Below are 18,291 nucleotides of genomic sequence, written 5' to 3'. Positions count from 1 at the left end.
AAAAGTAGACGCTGATTAAATATGATTTTGTATGATTATATGAAATCATAAATTGTCATATTTTATCAGCGTCAAAATCTTTTAAAATATTAGTTGTTAAAATCTATAATTAGTCTGCATTACTAACACCTGCATCATCGAAACTAGCCATTTCGTTAAGGAAGTTGACAGCCGATTGAATCAATGGAAAAGCAACAGCAGCACCAGTACCCTCTCCTAAACGCATGCCCATATCCAATAGAGGCTTCGCTTTAAGTTGATCAAGCATTAACTGATGTCCTTTTTCTTGCGACTTATGTGTGAAAATGCAATAGTCCAAAATATTAGAATTTATTTTAGAAGCTGCTAAAAGAGCCGAAGTAATAATGAAGCCATCTACCATGATGGTCATTTTTAGTTCTGCAGCCTTAAGCATGGCACCCGCTATCATCACAATTTCGAATCCACCAAAGTAAGTTAGTACTTCTTCGGCTTTATTGGTTCCTCGGTATTTTGAAAGGGCACGACCTAGAATTTCATACTTACGTTGTAAACCTTCATCATCCCATCCGGTACCACGACCCACACAGGCACTTAGCTCAATATTGCTAAGAAGGTGAAGAATAATAGCTGCCGACGAGGTATTCGCTATTCCCATTTCACCAAATCCGATGATATTAGAACCCTCAGAGTGAATACGCTCTACCAAATCAGAACCACGTTTCATGGCTTTTTCAAACTCCTCAGTCGTCATAGCCGACTCATTAAGGTATGATTTCGTTCCATGCGCAATCTTAGCATTTAAAACGCCTGAACTCTTGTCAAAATCGTAGTTGACACCCGCATCAATAATACGAATATCAATATCGTGTTGCTTACCAAATACATTAATAGCTGCACCACCACCCATGAAATTAGCAACCATCTGCCAGGTTACCTCTTGTGGATAAGGACTTACCCCATCATTGGCAATACCATGATCACCAGCAAAAACCATAATAACGGGTTTCTTAAGTTCTGGTTTCAATGTATTTTGAATGCAACCAATATGCTTGGCCATTTCCTCTAATTTACCCAATGACCCCAGTGGCTTGGTTTTTAAATCTATTTTTTGTTGAAGCGCTTCAGCCTTCTCTGTATTAAGAGCTTCTATATTGTATTGAATCATATTGTATCTGTTTATGAGTGATTATTTGCTTAAGTCAGTATCTAAGGTAGTTATTTTGCTTTAAAAATTGAGTCAGTCATTAAGTCATTTCTTAACATTTAGCTTATTAGGTTTCCACTTTGCTCGACGAACGATTCTTAACTTAATTTGACTTTCCCCTTTAAGCTTTTATTTACATTTGACTTATTACGTTTCGACTCCGCTCAACATCCTATTTGGTTTTTTGTCACTTTATTCTTTAACATTTCGACTTCGCTCAATGCAACGCCTTTATACTGTAGCTTCTTCAAGCGATTCACTCACTCCAGCTTCCTCAAAGGAGGCCATTTCATTAAAATACAGAACGGCAGATTTTACAAGTGGGTAACAAACCATAGCGCCCGTACCTTCACCCAATCGCATACCAATATCCATGATTGGCTCAGCACCCAAATGATTGAGCATGCTGATGTGTGCTTTCTCGTTCGATTTATGAGCATACAGACAGTATTCCAGCACTTTAGGATTGATTTTAGATGCAGCCAATAATGCCGATGTGATGATAAAACCATCAATCAGAAGTGTCATCTTTAACTCAGCAGCCTTAAGCATACCACCCATAATCATGGCAATTTCAAAACCTCCAAAGTAGGTCATTACCTCAAGGGCATCATTCGTATTGCCTGTGTATTTCGACAAGCCTTCGTTCAATAAGTCATATTTGCTCTTTACGCCAGCCTTATCAAGCCCAGTACCACGTCCCACGCATTCTTCCAAAGGGATATCACCCAATAGACTCAGAATAAGGGCTGCTGAAGAGGTGTTTCCAATCCCTTTTTCGCCAAAAGCGATAAAGTTACAGCCTTCCTTATGGCAATCATCGATAATGCCAGCGCCTTTTTCAATGGCCTCCAGGCATTGTTCTTTGCTCATGGCCGACTCAAAACGGTAGTTTTTAGTCCCGTATGCCACCTTACGGTTGATGATGTTTAAGTCTGGCTCAAAATCGTGATCGATACCAGCATCGACTACCTTGAAATTGATACCATGCTGACGTGAAAAGACATTGATAGCTGCACCACCTCCCATATAATTGTATAGCATTTGGTAACTCACCGACTTAGGGTAAAAACTCACTCCATCGTCAGCAATACCATGATCACCAGCAAAAACGACTACTGTAGGATTTTTTATTTCAGGCTTCAAGCTCCCCTGAATCTTAGCAATTTTACATGCAATACGCTCTAATATGCCCAATGAACCCAAAGGTTTAGTCTTGGTATTCGTTTTGTTTAATATTTTATCGTCTAACTCAGTAGACAGGCTTTCTATATGAAAATTTTGCATAGCGTGTAGTTTGTTTTGTAAGGATGGCAATTTACACAAAAAGGCAAAGTTCGTTAGAAAATTAACAGTGAAATTTAGATGCTTGAGAATATGTTTTTAATTGTAAATCAAAAAAATGTAACTTAGGTATCAGAAAGCACTTATCCGTCATCTATCAATTGGGAGGAACAAAAATGAAAACCATTATACACAAAGCCAATACCAGAGGCCATGCCAATCATGGCTGGTTAGATGCCTATCATACCTTTTCTTTTGCTGATTATTACCATACCGATCGTATGCATTTTGGTGTTTTGCGAGTTTTGAATGATGATAGAATAGCTGCTGGTAAAGGATTTGGTACACATCCTCACAATAATATGGAAATCATATCGATTCCACTTGAAGGGGAACTTGAGCATAAGGATAGTATGGGCAATTCCTCAGTTATAAAAGCAGGTGAAATTCAGGTTATGAGTGCGGGGACTGGTATTCTTCATTCGGAGTTTAATCCCAATGATGATAAGCCAGTCAGTTTACTTCAAATTTGGCTTATTCCCAATAAAAAGAATGTGGAACCGCGCTACGATCAGATTTCTATAGAAGATATTGAGTCTGAAAATGGTCTGAAGCAAATCCTTTCTCCCAATAAAGATGATGCAGGTGTTTGGATTCATCAAAACGCTTGGTTTCATCTTGGAGAATTTCATGAGACAAGTGCTAGTACCTATATCATAAAACAAAAAGGCAATGGACTCTATCTTTTTGTCTTGGAAGGTGAAGTTCAAATTAAGGATTATAAACTGGAAAAAAGAGATGGTCTTGCCATCACAGAAACTCGAAAGGTTGAATTTAAGACAGGGGTAAATACCAAAGTTCTACTGATGGAGGTACCGATGTTTGATATTTAATTTCAAACCTAGAGATTCTAGAAACGCTTTTTGCTTATCAAAAAATCTAACTTTCTGCTCAAGTTCCTGGATGTGTTGTCCTTATGTCTTAGGCATATTTGATGGTGTTTAATTCTCCCAGTAGAAGTTACCATATTTCCTAAGCCACTCCAAAACAGTACTCCTTCCTTGAATTCCATATTTTCGTGTAGCGGTTTACTGACTTAAGCCTCCTCTTTCATCTTTTTGGATAACTTGAAGTTTTAAAGCCATACTGGACTGTCTTTCTATGGTTTGTCGCATAAAATTTCTTTTTGTGTATCACTATTTCAAGACGAGACAAATGCAACTAAAAAAGCCTCCAGAAATAATTCTGGAGGCTTTTTTAGTATTCGATTGGACAATCTTACATATTATCCATCTTAGCTTTAAATTCTTCATACTTTTTCATGTACTCAGGTTTTTCATTTCTAAGTCTGAAATAAATCTCTTTAAGAAATGAGATTGAATTCTGCTCATCAGGCTTGATTTCAAGCACCTTAGTGAAACACGGAAGTGCTTCTTCGTATAATTTCTGTAAGTCCTTAAGAGCAGCATCGTATTTCTTCTGATCCATGATGTCGTTAACTACTTTACGAGCCTCCTCAGCTTCATTTAACTGTAATATCCCTAGATTGTATTGAGAAATATAATCCTTTGGATCCTTAGCGAAAGCAATTCTGTACATTTCTTTTGCTTTTTCTGGCTCATTAGTTTTCTCGTAAACAGTTCCTTTTGCTCTATAATAAGATGCATTTTCTGGATCCAATGCAAGAGCTTTGTCAAGGTATTCAACTGCTTCATTAGGATTAGGCCCTAGTAAATAATGATTGATTAACTCTACAATCATCTGAGCATCGTCTGGGTACAATTTAAATCCTTTATGTAGATAAGTTAATGATTCTTCATCATTCCCATTATCTTTTAACACCTTTGAAAGATATGCATAAGCCTTAGCTTCACCATAGTTATAGCTAATAGTTTGCTTATAATACTTAATAGCAGCTTCAAGATTGTTAGCTTTCTGAGCAGCTAAAGCAGAGTTAAAAATAACTGCAGTATCAACAGCTAAATTATCAGCTTTAAACATTTCTAAGTTCTCGATTTCCAAAACCTTTTCAAAAGCATTAAAAGCACCACTATAATCTTCAGTTTGGAAGAATTGAACAGCCCTATTCGTATAGTCAGGAATTAGATTGGTCATTTGAGCTTTAACAGCTTTACCATATTTATTCTTAACGTCAAGTTCCATACATTTCATATAAGCTTCGTAAGCTATATTCAACGGTGTTTCAGACAAGTTCTTATAAGCAGGAAGTGGACTTTCAAAAATAGCTTGATAGACTTTTCCTTGAATTAAATATGCTTTTGGCCATGCAACACATTTTTCGTGTCCCATACCTGCATCAATTGCTTCTTTTGCTTTATCAAGTTTACCCGAAGTTAGATAATTACTAGCTCCTGTAACTTTACTCTTTTGTGCGTTTACCATTGAAACACACAAAAGAAGAACCATAATGAATGATAATTTTTTCATCAGTAAATAGTTTTTGTTTTGCTTATAAAGCTTTCTGATTTATTTAAAATCAATAAGAAAGCTATTTTTCTATAGTTTGTTTTGTATTAAGAATCTTGTCCAAATTTAACCCATAATTTGACAAACAAAACAATATATAACTTATAATTACTCTAAATACTTGGATAGACTAGTTTGTTCACCATCTTTAGTAGAATCTTGTTGATCATCATCCTTGTTATCCAGCTTATTATCACCAGGTGCCTATGTTAGATTTGTGATAATACTGATAAAGCAATAGAGATAGAAGTGAAAAAAAACACATAATGACAGAATTTCCATAATTATCAAAATGAACAATTTAATCTGTTTATTCTGTGAATACCTTTTGCTACAACTAAGCCTTTCAAATAAATAGAAAAGCGATCATTTCCGAAGAGATGACCGCTTTGTATTATTTACACCAGGCTATTCGCTAGCTGTTTGCACCTAAAAGACCTTTAAGTGCTTTCAAGTTCTTTTCCAATTCGATTTTGATATTGTTATCCGTCTCAGTCATAACAGCTGCTTCCAAATCAGGAATGGCATCAGTTCTCTCCAGTTGGATCAGTGCCCAAGAAGCTTTGACTCTCACCATGGCATCCTTATCGCGAAGCATACCAGGAATCCATTTTTTGGATGACCAGCAAGCCAACTCGATCACTTTCTCGATTCCTTCCAATTTCTCAGCTCTGGTACCAGTCAATTGCTTGTGGTATTTCGACTGTAAATCGTTAATCTCTTTGGTATAGATGATCTCATTCTTGAAGAAATCAGGACGAACCACATTCTCTGGGTACGAAATTAATTCCTTATTGCAAGTCCAACGCACCATACGAGGTAACATCCAACGCATACCTGGTGTGCATTCAGGGTGACCAACAAATGAAGCCACTCTACCTTTGCCCACTTCAGCAGCAACAACAAAAGGACGGTTGTTCGTCATATCCGCAGGAGAACCTTCCACGGTATGCACATCGCTAAGCATAGTCGCCAATTCCATAAACTTAGCACCCGACTTGGCAGGAACCAAAACTGGGCCTTCGTAATACTGACAAAATGAAATTTTTCTATCCTTCAGCTCAGGGAAGATCTCTTTGCCTTCTTTAGTCAATGAAAATTTCGACAAACCATGTCCACGATTATCGTGCTCAATATCAATGGCTTCACAGCCGTTTAAGTCAAGACTTGGGTAATCAGGAGTTTCGGTCATGATATAAGCACCCGCGCAAATACCCACGACAGCCTTACCTTTTTCTTTAACCATCTTCACAAGCTTTTCCATACCAGCATCACCCAAGCTTTGGGTTTCACCACGTCCGCTTCCGCCAGGGAATACAATAGCATCGAAAGCATCGAGTTCGCCCGACATAATTTGAGAAGCACGAACCACTTCAGCTTGCATATTGGGATCAATTCGTAAAGCTTCCAAGGCATCTGTAATACACCATGGGCTATCACCATTTTTGTCGAAAACCCCTACGCGAATGGTTTCATTCGACTTATTTTGTTTTTCAACTCTTCTGCAAGAGCTTAGTAGGCATAAGCTAAGGCAAGCAATTAGAAAAAGATTGATTTTTAGTTTGGTCATTTTTGTTTAAGCTTTGTTAGTCGGTTATTTTTGTTTACCGATTAGTATTTGATTAATCCTCTATCTGCGAAAGCTTTCGGGGTGATATTGAATATCAAATATCTATCGGCATTATACCTGAATATTTTGAACTATTATGGCATAAGTCGATAAAGATAGCAAAAGTGATGAGTCGGGGAAAAATAATCTTTATGTTGCGTTGGCATATTCAGCTAAAATGGCGTTCTATTTATTTGGGAGATTTGATTTCCATAGGGATACCCGAAATCACCAGACTCACACGATCTGCTTTTTTTGCAATATATTGATTGATTCTACCCTGTAAGTCATTGAATCGCATCGCCACCTCATTACCCGGATGGCCACCTAAGCCCACTTCATTGCTAACAATAATCCAATCACAATCCTGAGAGAGGGTTTTATCCAGTTCAGCTTTAGCTTCTTCCAGACTCTTCTCATCCTGATCGCCATTATCAAAGAATATATTTGTTAACCAGAGGGTTATGCAGTCGAGTAAAACCAATCTTCCCGTAAAATCATGAGAACTCAGTTCTTTTTCCTCTTCGATGCTTTCCCATTGCGAACCACGACGGGCCTTATGAGCCTCAATACGTGCGCGATGACCATCATCCCAAACACGAGATGTTGCCAGATAGATGGGGCTATTTGATTGTTCGAGAGTCAGTTGTTCAGCGTATTCGCTTTTCCCACAACGTTGACCACCTGTAATAAAATGAATCATGATAATATGCTTAGATGGCTACTGTAAGACGTGTAGCCAATAAAAAATGTATTTTTAAAGCTAGCAAATCTATTTGACTAGCAGATTGATGCCTAGGTAAAAAGCTGTGATCAGTACAATCGTCGCCAAACAAACCGCATGATTGATGTAGGCTATGCGTTTGATCTCCGAATTTTCAATCTTTCGACCCAACTCACCAATATAAGGTTTATCAACCATCTTGCCGCTATAATCATGTGCACCACCAAATCGGCAATTCAATATACCAGCCAAGGCCGATTCAGGATAACCCGCATTGGGGCTGATATGCGAACGTCCATAGCGAAATATAAAGATGAAACCCCTATAACTCAGGCTCACAAACACCATCAAGAAGGCAGTAATACGAGCAGGAATAAAGTTAGCCGCATCATCGATACGAGCCGCAACACGTCCAAAGTAGAGGTATTTCTCGTTCTTATAACCTATCATGGAATCCAGCGTATTGATCATCTTATAGGCCATCATGGCTGGTAAGCCACCCACGGCATAAAAAAAGAGAGGTGCCACCACACCATCCGAAAGGTTTTCAGACAGGGTTTCGAATACGGCCAAGCGGATCTCTTGTTCGCTAAGACCTTTGGTATCACGACCAACAATCCACGACAAACGTTTACGACCAGCTTCCAGCCCTTTCTCTTCCAGCTCTTTAAAAACCTCGTAGCCTTCTTGCAAAAGGCTTCGGTTGGCCAGACCATAAAATACAAAAACAGAGGTGAATATGATGAAAGCCCACTTTTCCCAGCCTAAAAGGAGCATGGAAAGAAAGTAGAAAGATGAATAGATCAGTAGAATTAAACTCAGACTCATAAAAGCACCCTTTAGTATGCGATGATTGCCATGATTGAGCTTTTTAGTTCCCAGACTGATCATATTCCCAAAACCCACGATGGGGTGTGGTAATTTACGAGGATCTCCCAATATGAGATCCAAAATGTACCCTATGATAAGGGGAAGTATTATAAGTTCGATTTGCTCCATTGAGTCAGTGCGTCTATTAAAAGTTGGTTTTTGTCTTCGGATAAGGTGGCGACACGAATAAATTGGTCACTGAGTCCTCTAAAGTTACTTGCATCACGAATGAGCAAGCCAAATTCAGAGATTAAGTAATTTTTTAGCTCCGAAGCGCTTGATTTCTCTAGTTCGATCAAAAAATAGGATGTTTTTGAAGGCCATATTTTAAGACCTGGAATTTGAGCCAATTTTTCAGAAAAATTCTTTTGGTCTGATTTGTACTGTTTTACAGGAGGCAAAAAGGTCTGTTTCCTTTGCAAAATGTACTTTCCAGCCTCAATTGCTATGGAATTAACCGTCCAGGGAGGCTTAAAAAATCGGATATTCTGTACCATAGCCCTGTTTGAGATCAAATAGCCCAATCTCAGGCCGGGTATGGAGAAGTTTTTAGTCAATGACTTCACCAAAATCAAATTTGGGTGCTCATCAATCAAATCGATTGCTGATGAAATCGCATCAGTAAAGTCGATATAGGCTTCATCCACCACAAAAGTGCTCTTAGGGTTGTTTATAAGAAGAGATTCCAGGAAAGCCTTCTCAACAACGCGACCATCAGGGTTATTAGGGTTGCAAAGCCAAACCAAACCTTCTGCAAAGAGGGTGGTCCCTTTTAAGTCAGCCCAATTATGGAACTTAAGCTGGTGTCTGTTCACTATGCAGGCATCCTCATATTCAGCAAAGGTCGGGATAATAATCGTCGAAGTCTTTGAATGATAAGCCTGTGCAATTAAGTAGAAGGCCTCAGTAGCCCCATTACAAGCAAGTACCTGATCAGTATGAATAGAGAGATCCTGAGCAATTAAGTCGCAAAGACTCTCAGCTGCAGGCTCAGGGTAAGCATGTATCTTATCCCAATTCGCTTGAATAAAGGTCTTTAGATCCTCAGATCTGCCGCCATACCAGATATTCGTCGAGAAATTGGCTTTTATAGGCTGTGTATAGAGATAGGCGTCGTCGCCATGTCCGTGTAACATATTGAATATGAGTCGTGTTTATAATCAGTTGTCTAATTTCTTAGAAGACTCAAATTAAGCGAATAAAGCCAATAAAAACAATAGGTTTACAGCTGTAATCACATCTGTAAACCTATTAATTAATCATTAAGGAAATAAATCTTTAATAGTTTAGATTATTAAAGAAATAAATCTTTAATGAATCATCTTGTTCTATTTCAGATTGATAGCACCAATTAAATCATTGATATCACTCACCTGATGACGTATCATATAGTCTTTTATACCTTCTACAATCTTCACACTCACCTGAGGGTCGATAAAGTTGGCTGTACCAATTTGAATGGCTGTTGCACCTGCCAGAATGAACTCGATAGCATCTTTTGCATTCATGATACCGCCTAAGCCAACCACAGGGATCTTAACCGCCTGAGCAACCTGCCAGACCATTCTAAGGGCTACGGGCTTCACACAAGGGCCTGAAAGACCACCTGTAACCGTAGATAAGAGAGGTTTGCGTGTTTCAGCATCGATAGCCATACCCAAAAGCGTGTTAATCAGGGAAACTGAATCAGCACCCTGACCTTCAACAGCCATAGCAATCGAAGCAATATCGGTTACATTAGGTGATAATTTCACCATAAGGTGCTTCTTATAGACTTTACGGACCGCACGAACAACCTCCTCGGCCGAAGCACAAGAGGTTCCGAAAGCCATACCGCCTTCTTTAACGTTCGGACAAGAGATATTAAGCTCAATGCCCGGAATATGATCCAATTCGTTGATCATAGCGGCTGTTTCCACATAATCCTCTATCACCGAACCCGAAACATTCACCATCACATTGGTCTGATAGCCTTTTATACGTGGATAAATGTCCTTACAGAAGTTTTCAACCCCCTTATTCTGAAGTCCCACAGCATTTAACATACCTGAAGCCGTTTCAGCCATTCTAGGGTAAGGGTTTCCCTCACGGTGATGTCTTGTGGTTCCTTTAACTATTATGCCCCCTAAATCGCTTAAATCGATAAAATCAGCGAATTCCTCACCAAAGCCGAAGGTGCCTGATGCGGTCATGACCGGGTTCTTTAAAACCAGATCCTTAAGTTTTACTTCTAAGTTTACCATTTCAAGTCCTTTATATTGAAGACAGGGCCCTCAGTGCATACACATTTATTACCTTTCTTCGTATCTGTCACACAGCACAAACAAGCTCCAAAACCACATGCCATGGTGTTCTCAAGAGAAACCTCACAGGAAATGCCTTTAGATTCAGAATAAGCCGCTACAGCCTTCATCATCGGCTCTGGACCGCAAGTGAAGCTATAATCAAAGCTCTCGTTCTCCAATACGGAGTGTTGAGTCGGATAACCTTTCTCACCCTGAGAACCGTCCTCTGTGGTCACTAAAATGCGTCCATAGGGCTCATAGGCCTTTAAACCAACAGCATCGTAAGAGGAACGAACACCCAAAATGGTGGTTACCTCGTTACCAGCTTCGTGCAAGAATTTAGATAGGTAAAGTAAGGGAGCAACTCCACAACCACCACCAATCAGCAGTGTTTTAGAGTTTTTAGGAATGGAATAAGAGTTTCCCAGAGGATAAACCACACTTAGCGTGTCGCCAATTTTAAGCTCACCTAAGGACTTGGTACCTTCACCAATACGCTTTACAAAGAGCTGAATCACATTTCTATCGTAATCCACATTGTGGATAGATAAAGGGCGGCGTAGGAAAACCGAGTTATTATTATCGACTCTAACGTTAACGAACTGGCCTGGCAGAATCTCAGGCAAAGTTTCATTAGCCTTAATATCGAGCACAAAATGCTCACAATTGAGCTCTTCGTACTTAATAAGTTCAAAGTCCTGAATTAGTTTCTTCATACTTTTTTAAGGGTATAAAATGGAAGCATAAGAGCTTTAGAGGCATCAAATGCTGTTTAATAGTAAATCGAGCTCAAAGATAAGTGAAATATTAGCTTACACAAAGGGAAATTAGTTCTCTAAAAGACTTTAAAATGATTCAAAACAAGCAGATTTAAAACACAGACAAAAAAGAAGCCTTAGAAGGGTATCTAAGGCTTTAAGGCGTTTATAAGGTGACTCATAGGCAGTCTGTTTAAGCAGGATTGTATTCTTTAAAGGTTTTATCGCTATAAAATACGACCACCTTTTCAATCTTTTTGCCCGATAAAAAAGCGGACATATCCAGGTCTGGCATCTGATCAGCCTTATTATGAGTGCTTTCAGGGCTATCCTTTTTAAGTTTAGGTGGCTGACTGCTCTGGTAGGGGGCAGGATCTTCCTCTTTTATCACCTCCTGAAACAAGGAAGACGAATCTTGATTTTTAGTCATCTCACCACTGCCAGATATTAACCAATCCCCACTTATATTAGGAAAAGAGCGCATAATCTTCTGTATAAAGTCCAGACTAGGGTTGTTGCGGCCCGATAAGATATGAGACATGCTAGAGCGCTGAACACCAATGATATCGGCGAATTTAGAAGCACTAAGCCCTTCATTGTTGAGTAATTGAATGATTCTATCTTTCATACTTAAGCTATTATAGATCAAAGAAGAGCAGAATATTCTTCTTTTTAGTTTTGTTACAATTGTTAATTCTTGTTTCAGTACAAATGTAATATAAAATTTACAAATATCAAAACAGGAAATTCACATTTAGCAACACTGCAAATACACAAAAGTAACTTTGTTTACTGGACGTGTTTATTACAAATGTCATCCATTACTGACTCTAAAATTACATGTATTGTAAAAAGTGTTTCATATAGAGATCATTCTATCATATATGCAGATTCATTAGAGATGTTTACAGATTCATATGTAAACAAGGCATAGAAACCAGGGTGAATAGATCATATTAGTCTGTGAGCTAAACAATTCATTATCTAGCCATTTATACAATGAATATATAGGGGATTATAAGCTCTGTAAACAGATATTACAGCTGTATTCAACTGTATTGAAGTAAATTACATGAAATTACACTTAATCATCTGATAATAAGTATTTATATAGGATGTTAATAGTGCTGATTAATCTGGATTGTTAATATATGATACATATGTGAAATTATTATTAAAGTATCACTTTATATAAAGCTTTTAAATTACTGGTTTTGTGATTATAGTTATAATTAAATAGATGTTTATAGAAACTAAGTTTTCATGTTCCATAGGTAAACAAATATACGAATTCCATTTTGGTGACAAATTACAATTAGTTACAAATGTATTGATTTCTGAGTGCATATTCAGATAACTTCTGTAAACTACCAATAACACTATCTGTTTCGCATTGTTTACATATGTATTAGGTCCCTTTTTAAAATTTTCTTTTTTTTATTTCGATTTGTAAACTCTATAATTCACAAATAACTCCCCTACCCAATTTAAAATCCATTGACAATTGTAAAAAACCTACCCTATTGGACATCAATAATTAAATATGTGAACCTCAGAAGGTCTTTTTTACGATAAACAATTCACATCATCACTATAAATCAACACATTACATAGCGTGCACATAGATTATTTAGCACTTTGAATCAATCTCATCTAGATAAATTGGTCTGAAATTGCCATTTTAGACTTAATTTTTCCTCATTTAGGAAAAGTGAAGCTCATTTGTATCAATCATGAATGATCATCAAACCAATAAAAATCATATTGGAATAAAAGACTCTCTCCTCCTAAATGTGGAAAGAATGAAAGAGGATGAAGCAGAATCTTGAGGAAATTCTTAATTGGCAGAAAAATCTCTTCCTGCATGAAGTTTATTGGGTTTATATTGAAATAAACACGACCTAATGTACAGTTCTGATTAAATATGAAATTCTCAATAAGTTAAATGGCTTTAAAAGCTTAGCTTAAGTCTAGCTTATCAAGTGTTTATAGGCTTTTTGTTAAGTTCACAATCCTTAAACAACTAGACTAAAATTCGTATTTTCTAGTTTGTTTTTAAATTTTTGGTGAATTCGGCTACAAATGAGCTGAAAAAAAACGGGTGTAGATACAAAAATTGATTTTCGCATCTACACCCGTTTTAATACTTTTAAAAAATTCTAAATACAAGATCCGTTTCCATTTTCATCACTCATCTCTTATGGCATCAATTGGTTTAATGTCGACAGCACGTTTTGCAGGAATGATCCCAGCTAATATGCCGGCCAAAATTAAAATCCCAAGTGCCATCATTGCCAAATTGAAATCTACCTCGGGATGTGTAAACATGGGTTGCTCTCCTCCACTTTTCTCAATAGCCACACTCAGCAACTCCAATAATACCACACCAACAAATAAGCCAAGCCATCCTGCCAATCCGGTCAAGACCACAGATTCAGTTATGACTGAACTGATGATCATGGATGGCGATGCGCCAATGGCTCTTTGAATACCAATCTCTTTGGTACGTTTTTTCACAATAAAAAGCATGATGTTACTGACCCCAATAACACCAGCCATTAGCGTACCAATTCCAACAATCCAGACTAAGCCTGATATTCCCATAAAGAGTTGGTTGATTTTAATAAACTCTTTTTCAACATTGTGTGAACCAATAGCCCTTTCATCATCAGGATGAATTTTATGACGTCGTTTCAATAAAGCTTTCACCTTATCTTCCACATAACTAGCTGTGTAATTATCTTTGGATGTAATTGAATAATGACCGACTCGCGTTCCATAATTGTAGGTTTTCTGAAGTGTTGTGAAAGGAATAAAGACACACTGATCCTGCCACTCGCCCCAGCCTTGAGAGTGCATGGAATGAAAAACACCAATGACTTGAAAGAAAATACCATTGATTTTAATATACTCGCCAACGGCATCATCATATTCAAAAAGAACTTCATTCACACGTTTACCTATTACGGCAACCTTTCTGTTTTTCAAAAGATCGATCTCATTTAAAAAACGACCCGAATACATATTAACAGGATCAATTTCATTTACATCAGGGACATCACCCAAAATACTAAAGGCACCCGTTTTAAGCCCTTTGACAACATTATTATTGGCATTTCCACCTCTAGCTTCAATTCTAGGTGCCAGTAATTTAATTTCGGGTACATGATCTAGTATCGCCTTGGTATCATCATTATTGAAATGATACCGTCTACCCTGCTTAAATCCTTTATAAGCCTTAGTGGTGGGTTGTGCCCATATAAAGACTGAATTGGTGGCAAAATCTCCCATACCGTAATAAACACCATTCTCAAGCCCTTTACCTGAGCCCAGCATAATGATGAGCATGAAAATTCCCCAAAAGACACCAAAGGCTGTCAAGAAGGTTCTCAACTTATTGCTCTTGAGTGCCATATAAACTTCAGTCCATCTATCTCTGTCAAACATCGTGCTTGTATTTATGAGTTTTGAGTTAATCTAGTTCTAAATCATACTATTCATCTGCCAAGGCTTCAATTGGTAAAATGGAAGCCGCTTTTTTGGCTGGAAAGAATCCTGCTATTGCGCCTGATACGACCAATAAAACTGTAGCACTAAAAGCCACACTTAGATCAACTGAAGGATTCATGAAAAATTCAATTTGGGTATGAGGTGCCAGTAGTTCTAGAAGAATGACGCCCATGGCTAATCCCACATATCCAGCAACGGAAGTGATTAATATGGATTCGGTCAAGACCAATGAAATGATAGACATTGGTGTTGCGCCCAATGCTTTTCGAATACCAATCTCGCGGGTACGCTCTCTAACGACGATAATCATGATATTACTAACCCCCACAATACCAGCAATAATTGTCCCTAAGCCTATAATCCAAACGAACATGCGAATTCCGGCAAACAAGGCCATGGTTCGCTGATAATTCTCCATATTATTGTTGATGAACATGGCACGTTTGTCTTTTGGATCAAACTTATGGCGAGCCGCAAAGGTGCTCATCAATTGCTTTTCCATATGCTTCAACTCCTCAATGTCATGGGTTTGAGTTGTAAAAGACATATTTGATATTCGATTTGCTCCATCAAAAACACGTTGGGCTGTGGAAATGGGAATATAGACCCGTTGAAGATCTCTTTCGGAATGATCGGTAAAGGTTCCAATGACCTGAAAAGGAATATTATTGATTTTGATATATTTCCCAACAGGCTCTTCTTTTTCAAATAAAGCATCTTCCACAACAGTAGAAATAGAAACAACTTTTCTATATTTTTTAACATCAATTTCATTGAGAAATCGCCCTTTCAAACAGGTGGTATTCTCCAGAGTTTCCGTATCAGGATGAACGGCCACAATGGAATAATTGACAAATTCAGTTTTATAGCTTATCTGATTATTTCCCCGAATGGTAAAGCGGGAACTAATCTTATCGACATCTAAACCAGATTGTTTGGTACGAGAATAATCTTCATTCGTAAATTGAATCCGTCTGCCGGGCTGCATGCCATCAAAAGCCATACTGGTTTGACCACTATAAAGCCAAAGACTATTTTCAGCATCCGACTTAAATTGATTCACCACCCCATTTTGCAGACCATTTCCTGAGCCTAGTAAAATAATGAGCATGAAAATCCCCCAGGACACACTGAAGCCAGTTAGTATGGTGCGAAGTTTATTTTTTCGGATGGTTTCGTAAATTTCTTGCCATTTATCAAGATCAAACATGGGCGTGTATATTTATTCTGATTATTCACAAATAAAAAAGAGAATAATGCCCAAATGGTGGTATTAACAGATAATGTGGTGGTTTTCTGCACTCAAGGTAAGCAGAATTTGGAAATTAGCAAAATAAAAAAAAGTCACCCGAAAGTGACTTTTAATATATTTTCCAGACCGAATGATGACTTATAAATCGAGATTTAGTTTCACACCAGCTCGAAGCCAGCGGCCAGGCTGCGTAATATTTCCCATATCGTAATAATCTTGCCCCAATAAGTTACTTGCTTCCAGATAAATGGTATAGGTCGGTTTCTGCCAATATAGTTTTGTGTCAACCAACCAGAACGGACGATACGTTCGTTCTTCGAATTGACTTAAATCCTTTTTATTATACCAGGTATAGGATCCATTCCTATCCTGCCAACCAACCTGCCAAGATGCCCCCAATGATTTATATATCTTATGGTTCAGAGATATGTTCAGTTTATGTTTTAACTGATCGAGCACATAACGTGAAATAAATTCACTGGATGATTTATCCATTTCCAAATAAGCATATTTGATAGAAAGATCTTTAATAAAGAAATCCTCTGAAATTAGATATTGCATATTGATATTTGAAGAAAACTCTATTCCCCAAGTATCCAGCTTCGTAATATTTTGAGCTTGCCACTTATCTTCAGAACTAGCTTTTACCCAATCAATCATGTTCTTTCCTTCTCTTCTGAATATTCCAGCGTGTGCTTTTAGCCATGCCTTATTGAATTTCAGTCCAGTTTCGTAGGTGGTTGCTTCTTCAGGATCCAAATCTGTGTTTCCAATATTGGTCGGCCCCACATAATACAAGTCGGTGAAGGTTGGCATACGTAATGACTTATTTACAGAAGCATACAATTTGCTATTCTCAGTCAATTGATAACTGATATCCATACCTGGATAGAAGCTGAAACTTCTATCTAAATCCGAATTCCTGTTAGCCAGTACACCTGCCGTGAATGTAAATCGATCAAGATAGACATTGTGTTCTAAAAAGTAACTCAGATTAGTGCGAGTATGGTTTTTCGTAAAAAAAGCGCCTGATTCTCCGGGTACTTTCATCGGTTCTTCCATCAATTCACCCAATACATTACTCCAAACATTTTCCGATCTAAACTCAACACCTGCCGCTGTTTTTCCTAAGCTCGATGAGAAAGCAAAATTCATGCTTGTCCCATAAACATCGGTCAAATGATAGTTGTGATTTGTATACCATGAGGCTGGATTGTTTCGGAACAACTCAAACCTATCCTGACTACGTCTCCAATAAATATTAGGCGTCATTTTCACTTTGCCATTTGTCGTTAATCGCAAACTAGCAAAAGAGGTTTTGTTTTCTTCAAATTGATTTGGAAAAGATGCCGTGTAGAAGGAATTGGCACCATAAGCTTTTTCGTTGTATCCCAACTGGAGATCTAAAAGTCCGACTTCTGTTGAGAGTTGTCCTTGATAAAAGGCATTTGAATTTCTAAAGTCAGTGTTCTCGATATAGCCATCACTTGACTTATGAGCTAAGGCTACATACGATTTCAACTTACCTGTAATTAGGGTTGTATTGACTGATCCAGAGTAAAAGCCATTTTCCCCAGCTGAAATATTTGCCTTTAGATTATTCTTATTTCCTGTTCCTGTGATAAAATTGATGGCTCCACTAAAAGCATTGGGTCCATATACTCGAGCACCAGGTCCTTGTAAAACCTCAACTCGCTCTATACTTTCAATATCCACAGGGAGATTTAAACTCAAATGACCTGTTTGTGGATCAGTCACATTCACCCCATTGAGCAAAATCATGGTTTGATCAAAACTTCCACCTCTAATACTCACATCAGCCTGTACACCATGATTACCTCGCTGACGCACATCCACATTCAAAACATACTCCAATAGATCCTGTAAGCTTTGAACCGGGGCTGACTCGATGGCTTTTTTATCCATTATCGTGACGACCCTAGCCATTTGAGAATAGGTCACAGAGGCTCGTTGAGCACTAACGATGACTTCATCAAGCTTTTGATTGTTATTTACTAGCACAGTATCAGCCTGTGCAAAAGAATCCTGAGGCGTAGCCACCAAAAAGTAAGTCACAACAAGTGAAGAAATGACACATTCCTTACCAAGGCTTTTAAAAATGGAGTATGATTGTCTTGTCCACTTCCTAAAATAGGACAGTTCAGAATTTATGATTAATTTTTTCATCGATTTTTCTTCTAAATATTTTTAACGTATTGATTCTTAGTAATTAATTCTTATCAAGTCTAAATAAGAATCAAGAAACCGGACAAATATAAATAATATAAGCTAACAAAAAGACCTTCTCTTGTTTGTATTTTTATAA

General features: G+C 37.8%; 14 protein-coding genes. 1 reads left to right on the top strand and 13 read right to left on the bottom strand.

Annotated elements, in window-relative coordinates; genetic code table 11:
• Positions 1 to 109 precede the first annotated feature (109 nt).
• A complete protein-coding gene (cobT, locus tag ACXR6G_RS06180; RefSeq protein ID WP_458360536.1) occupies positions 110 to 1,147 on the bottom strand; it encodes a nicotinate-nucleotide--dimethylbenzimidazole phosphoribosyltransferase in 1,038 nt (345 codons plus the stop codon).
• Between the two features lie 270 nt (positions 1,148 to 1,417).
• The gene (gene cobT, locus ACXR6G_RS06175) at positions 1,418 to 2,473 is read right to left on the bottom strand and encodes a nicotinate-nucleotide--dimethylbenzimidazole phosphoribosyltransferase (protein ID WP_458360535.1); all 1,056 of its coding nucleotides are present in this window, start codon (positions 2,471 to 2,473) and stop codon (positions 1,418 to 1,420) included.
• A 173-nt stretch (positions 2,474 to 2,646) separates the two neighbouring features.
• Between cobT (ACXR6G_RS06175) and ACXR6G_RS06170 the strand changes: the two genes are divergently transcribed.
• Positions 2,647 to 3,363 (top strand): pirin family protein, encoded by a 717-nt coding sequence (locus ACXR6G_RS06170; protein ID WP_458360534.1) that lies wholly within the window; start codon positions 2,647 to 2,649, stop codon positions 3,361 to 3,363.
• A 385-nt stretch (positions 3,364 to 3,748) separates the two neighbouring features.
• Here the strand turns inward: ACXR6G_RS06170 and ACXR6G_RS06165 are convergent, their stop codons facing one another.
• The 11 genes from ACXR6G_RS06165 to ACXR6G_RS06115 form a co-directional block, all read right to left on the bottom strand.
• A complete protein-coding gene (locus tag ACXR6G_RS06165; RefSeq protein WP_458360533.1) occupies positions 3,749 to 4,918 on the bottom strand; it encodes a tetratricopeptide repeat protein in 1,170 nt (389 codons plus the stop codon).
• 454 nt (positions 4,919 to 5,372) lie between these two features.
• Positions 5,373 to 6,527 (bottom strand): BPL-N domain-containing protein, encoded by a 1,155-nt coding sequence (locus ACXR6G_RS06160; RefSeq protein WP_458360532.1) that lies wholly within the window; start codon positions 6,525 to 6,527, stop codon positions 5,373 to 5,375.
• A gap of 229 nt (positions 6,528 to 6,756) precedes the next feature.
• Positions 6,757 to 7,269, bottom strand: a complete 513-nt coding sequence (locus ACXR6G_RS06155; protein ID WP_458360531.1) for a bifunctional adenosylcobinamide kinase/adenosylcobinamide-phosphate guanylyltransferase — start codon at positions 7,267 to 7,269, stop codon at positions 6,757 to 6,759.
• Between the two features lie 69 nt (positions 7,270 to 7,338).
• Positions 7,339 to 8,289, bottom strand: coding sequence for an adenosylcobinamide-phosphate synthase CbiB (cbiB, locus tag ACXR6G_RS06150; RefSeq protein ID WP_458360530.1), 951 nt, complete (start codon positions 8,287 to 8,289; stop codon positions 7,339 to 7,341).
• Positions 8,268 to 9,296, bottom strand: a complete 1,029-nt coding sequence (locus tag ACXR6G_RS06145) for a pyridoxal phosphate-dependent aminotransferase (RefSeq protein ID WP_458360529.1) — start codon at positions 9,294 to 9,296, stop codon at positions 8,268 to 8,270. The genes cbiB and ACXR6G_RS06145 overlap by 22 nt, the downstream gene beginning before the upstream one ends.
• A 192-nt stretch (positions 9,297 to 9,488) precedes the next feature.
• Positions 9,489 to 10,403 (bottom strand): dihydroorotate dehydrogenase, encoded by a 915-nt coding sequence (locus ACXR6G_RS06140; RefSeq protein WP_458360528.1) that lies wholly within the window; start codon positions 10,401 to 10,403, stop codon positions 9,489 to 9,491.
• Entirely contained in the window at positions 10,397 to 11,161 is a 765-nt protein-coding gene (locus ACXR6G_RS06135; RefSeq protein WP_458360527.1) for a dihydroorotate dehydrogenase electron transfer subunit, read from the bottom strand. The genes ACXR6G_RS06140 and ACXR6G_RS06135 overlap by 7 nt, the downstream gene beginning before the upstream one ends.
• Positions 11,162 to 11,396: 235 nt before the next feature.
• On the bottom strand, positions 11,397 to 11,831 hold the full coding sequence (locus ACXR6G_RS06130; RefSeq protein ID WP_458360526.1) for a helix-turn-helix transcriptional regulator: 435 nt from the start codon (positions 11,829 to 11,831) through the stop codon (positions 11,397 to 11,399).
• Between the two features lie 1,559 nt (positions 11,832 to 13,390).
• Positions 13,391 to 14,650 carry an ABC transporter permease gene (locus ACXR6G_RS06125; RefSeq protein ID WP_458360525.1) on the bottom strand — a complete coding sequence of 420 codons (1,260 nt, stop codon included), beginning with the start codon at positions 14,648 to 14,650 and terminating at the stop codon, positions 13,391 to 13,393.
• A gap of 46 nt (positions 14,651 to 14,696) precedes the next feature.
• Positions 14,697 to 15,923 carry an ABC transporter permease gene (locus tag ACXR6G_RS06120; RefSeq protein ID WP_458360524.1) on the bottom strand — a complete coding sequence of 409 codons (1,227 nt, stop codon included), beginning with the start codon at positions 15,921 to 15,923 and terminating at the stop codon, positions 14,697 to 14,699.
• A 180-nt stretch (positions 15,924 to 16,103) separates the two neighbouring features.
• Entirely contained in the window at positions 16,104 to 18,152 is a 2,049-nt protein-coding gene (locus ACXR6G_RS06115; protein WP_458360523.1) for a TonB-dependent receptor plug domain-containing protein, read from the bottom strand.
• Positions 18,153 to 18,291: the final 139 nt, after the last annotated feature.

This window comes from Ancylomarina sp. YFZ004, assembly GCF_054254355.1.
The sequence above is the reverse complement of the archived record's forward strand: the minus strand, read 5'-3'. Positions and strand labels throughout refer to the sequence as shown.

Excerpts from the sequence above, each read along its gene's own strand:
- ACXR6G_RS06115 (WP_458360523.1), bottom strand. The coding sequence starts at position 18,152 with ATGAAAAAATTAATCATAAATTCTGAACTGTCCTATTTTAGGAAGTGG.
- ACXR6G_RS06145 (WP_458360529.1), bottom strand. The coding sequence starts at position 9,296 with ATGTTACACGGACATGGCGACGACGCCTATCTCTATACACAGCCTATA.
- ACXR6G_RS06120 (WP_458360524.1), bottom strand. The coding sequence starts at position 15,923 with ATGTTTGATCTTGATAAATGGCAAGAAATTTACGAAACCATCCGAAAA.
- ACXR6G_RS06140 (WP_458360528.1), bottom strand. The coding sequence starts at position 10,403 with ATGGTAAACTTAGAAGTAAAACTTAAGGATCTGGTTTTAAAGAACCCG.
- ACXR6G_RS06130 (WP_458360526.1), bottom strand. The coding sequence starts at position 11,831 with ATGAAAGATAGAATCATTCAATTACTCAACAATGAAGGGCTTAGTGCT.
- ACXR6G_RS06170 (WP_458360534.1), top strand. The coding sequence starts at position 2,647 with ATGAAAACCATTATACACAAAGCCAATACCAGAGGCCATGCCAATCAT.
- ACXR6G_RS06155 (WP_458360531.1), bottom strand. The coding sequence starts at position 7,269 with ATGATTCATTTTATTACAGGTGGTCAACGTTGTGGGAAAAGCGAATAC.
- cobT (WP_458360536.1), bottom strand. The coding sequence starts at position 1,147 with ATGATTCAATACAATATAGAAGCTCTTAATACAGAGAAGGCTGAAGCG.
- ACXR6G_RS06125 (WP_458360525.1), bottom strand. The coding sequence starts at position 14,650 with ATGTTTGACAGAGATAGATGGACTGAAGTTTATATGGCACTCAAGAGC.
- ACXR6G_RS06135 (WP_458360527.1), bottom strand. The coding sequence starts at position 11,161 with ATGAAGAAACTAATTCAGGACTTTGAACTTATTAAGTACGAAGAGCTC.
- cbiB (WP_458360530.1), bottom strand. The coding sequence starts at position 8,289 with ATGGAGCAAATCGAACTTATAATACTTCCCCTTATCATAGGGTACATT.
- cobT (WP_458360535.1), bottom strand. The coding sequence starts at position 2,473 with ATGCAAAATTTTCATATAGAAAGCCTGTCTACTGAGTTAGACGATAAA.
- ACXR6G_RS06165 (WP_458360533.1), bottom strand. The coding sequence starts at position 4,918 with ATGAAAAAATTATCATTCATTATGGTTCTTCTTTTGTGTGTTTCAATG.
- ACXR6G_RS06160 (WP_458360532.1), bottom strand. The coding sequence starts at position 6,527 with ATGACCAAACTAAAAATCAATCTTTTTCTAATTGCTTGCCTTAGCTTA.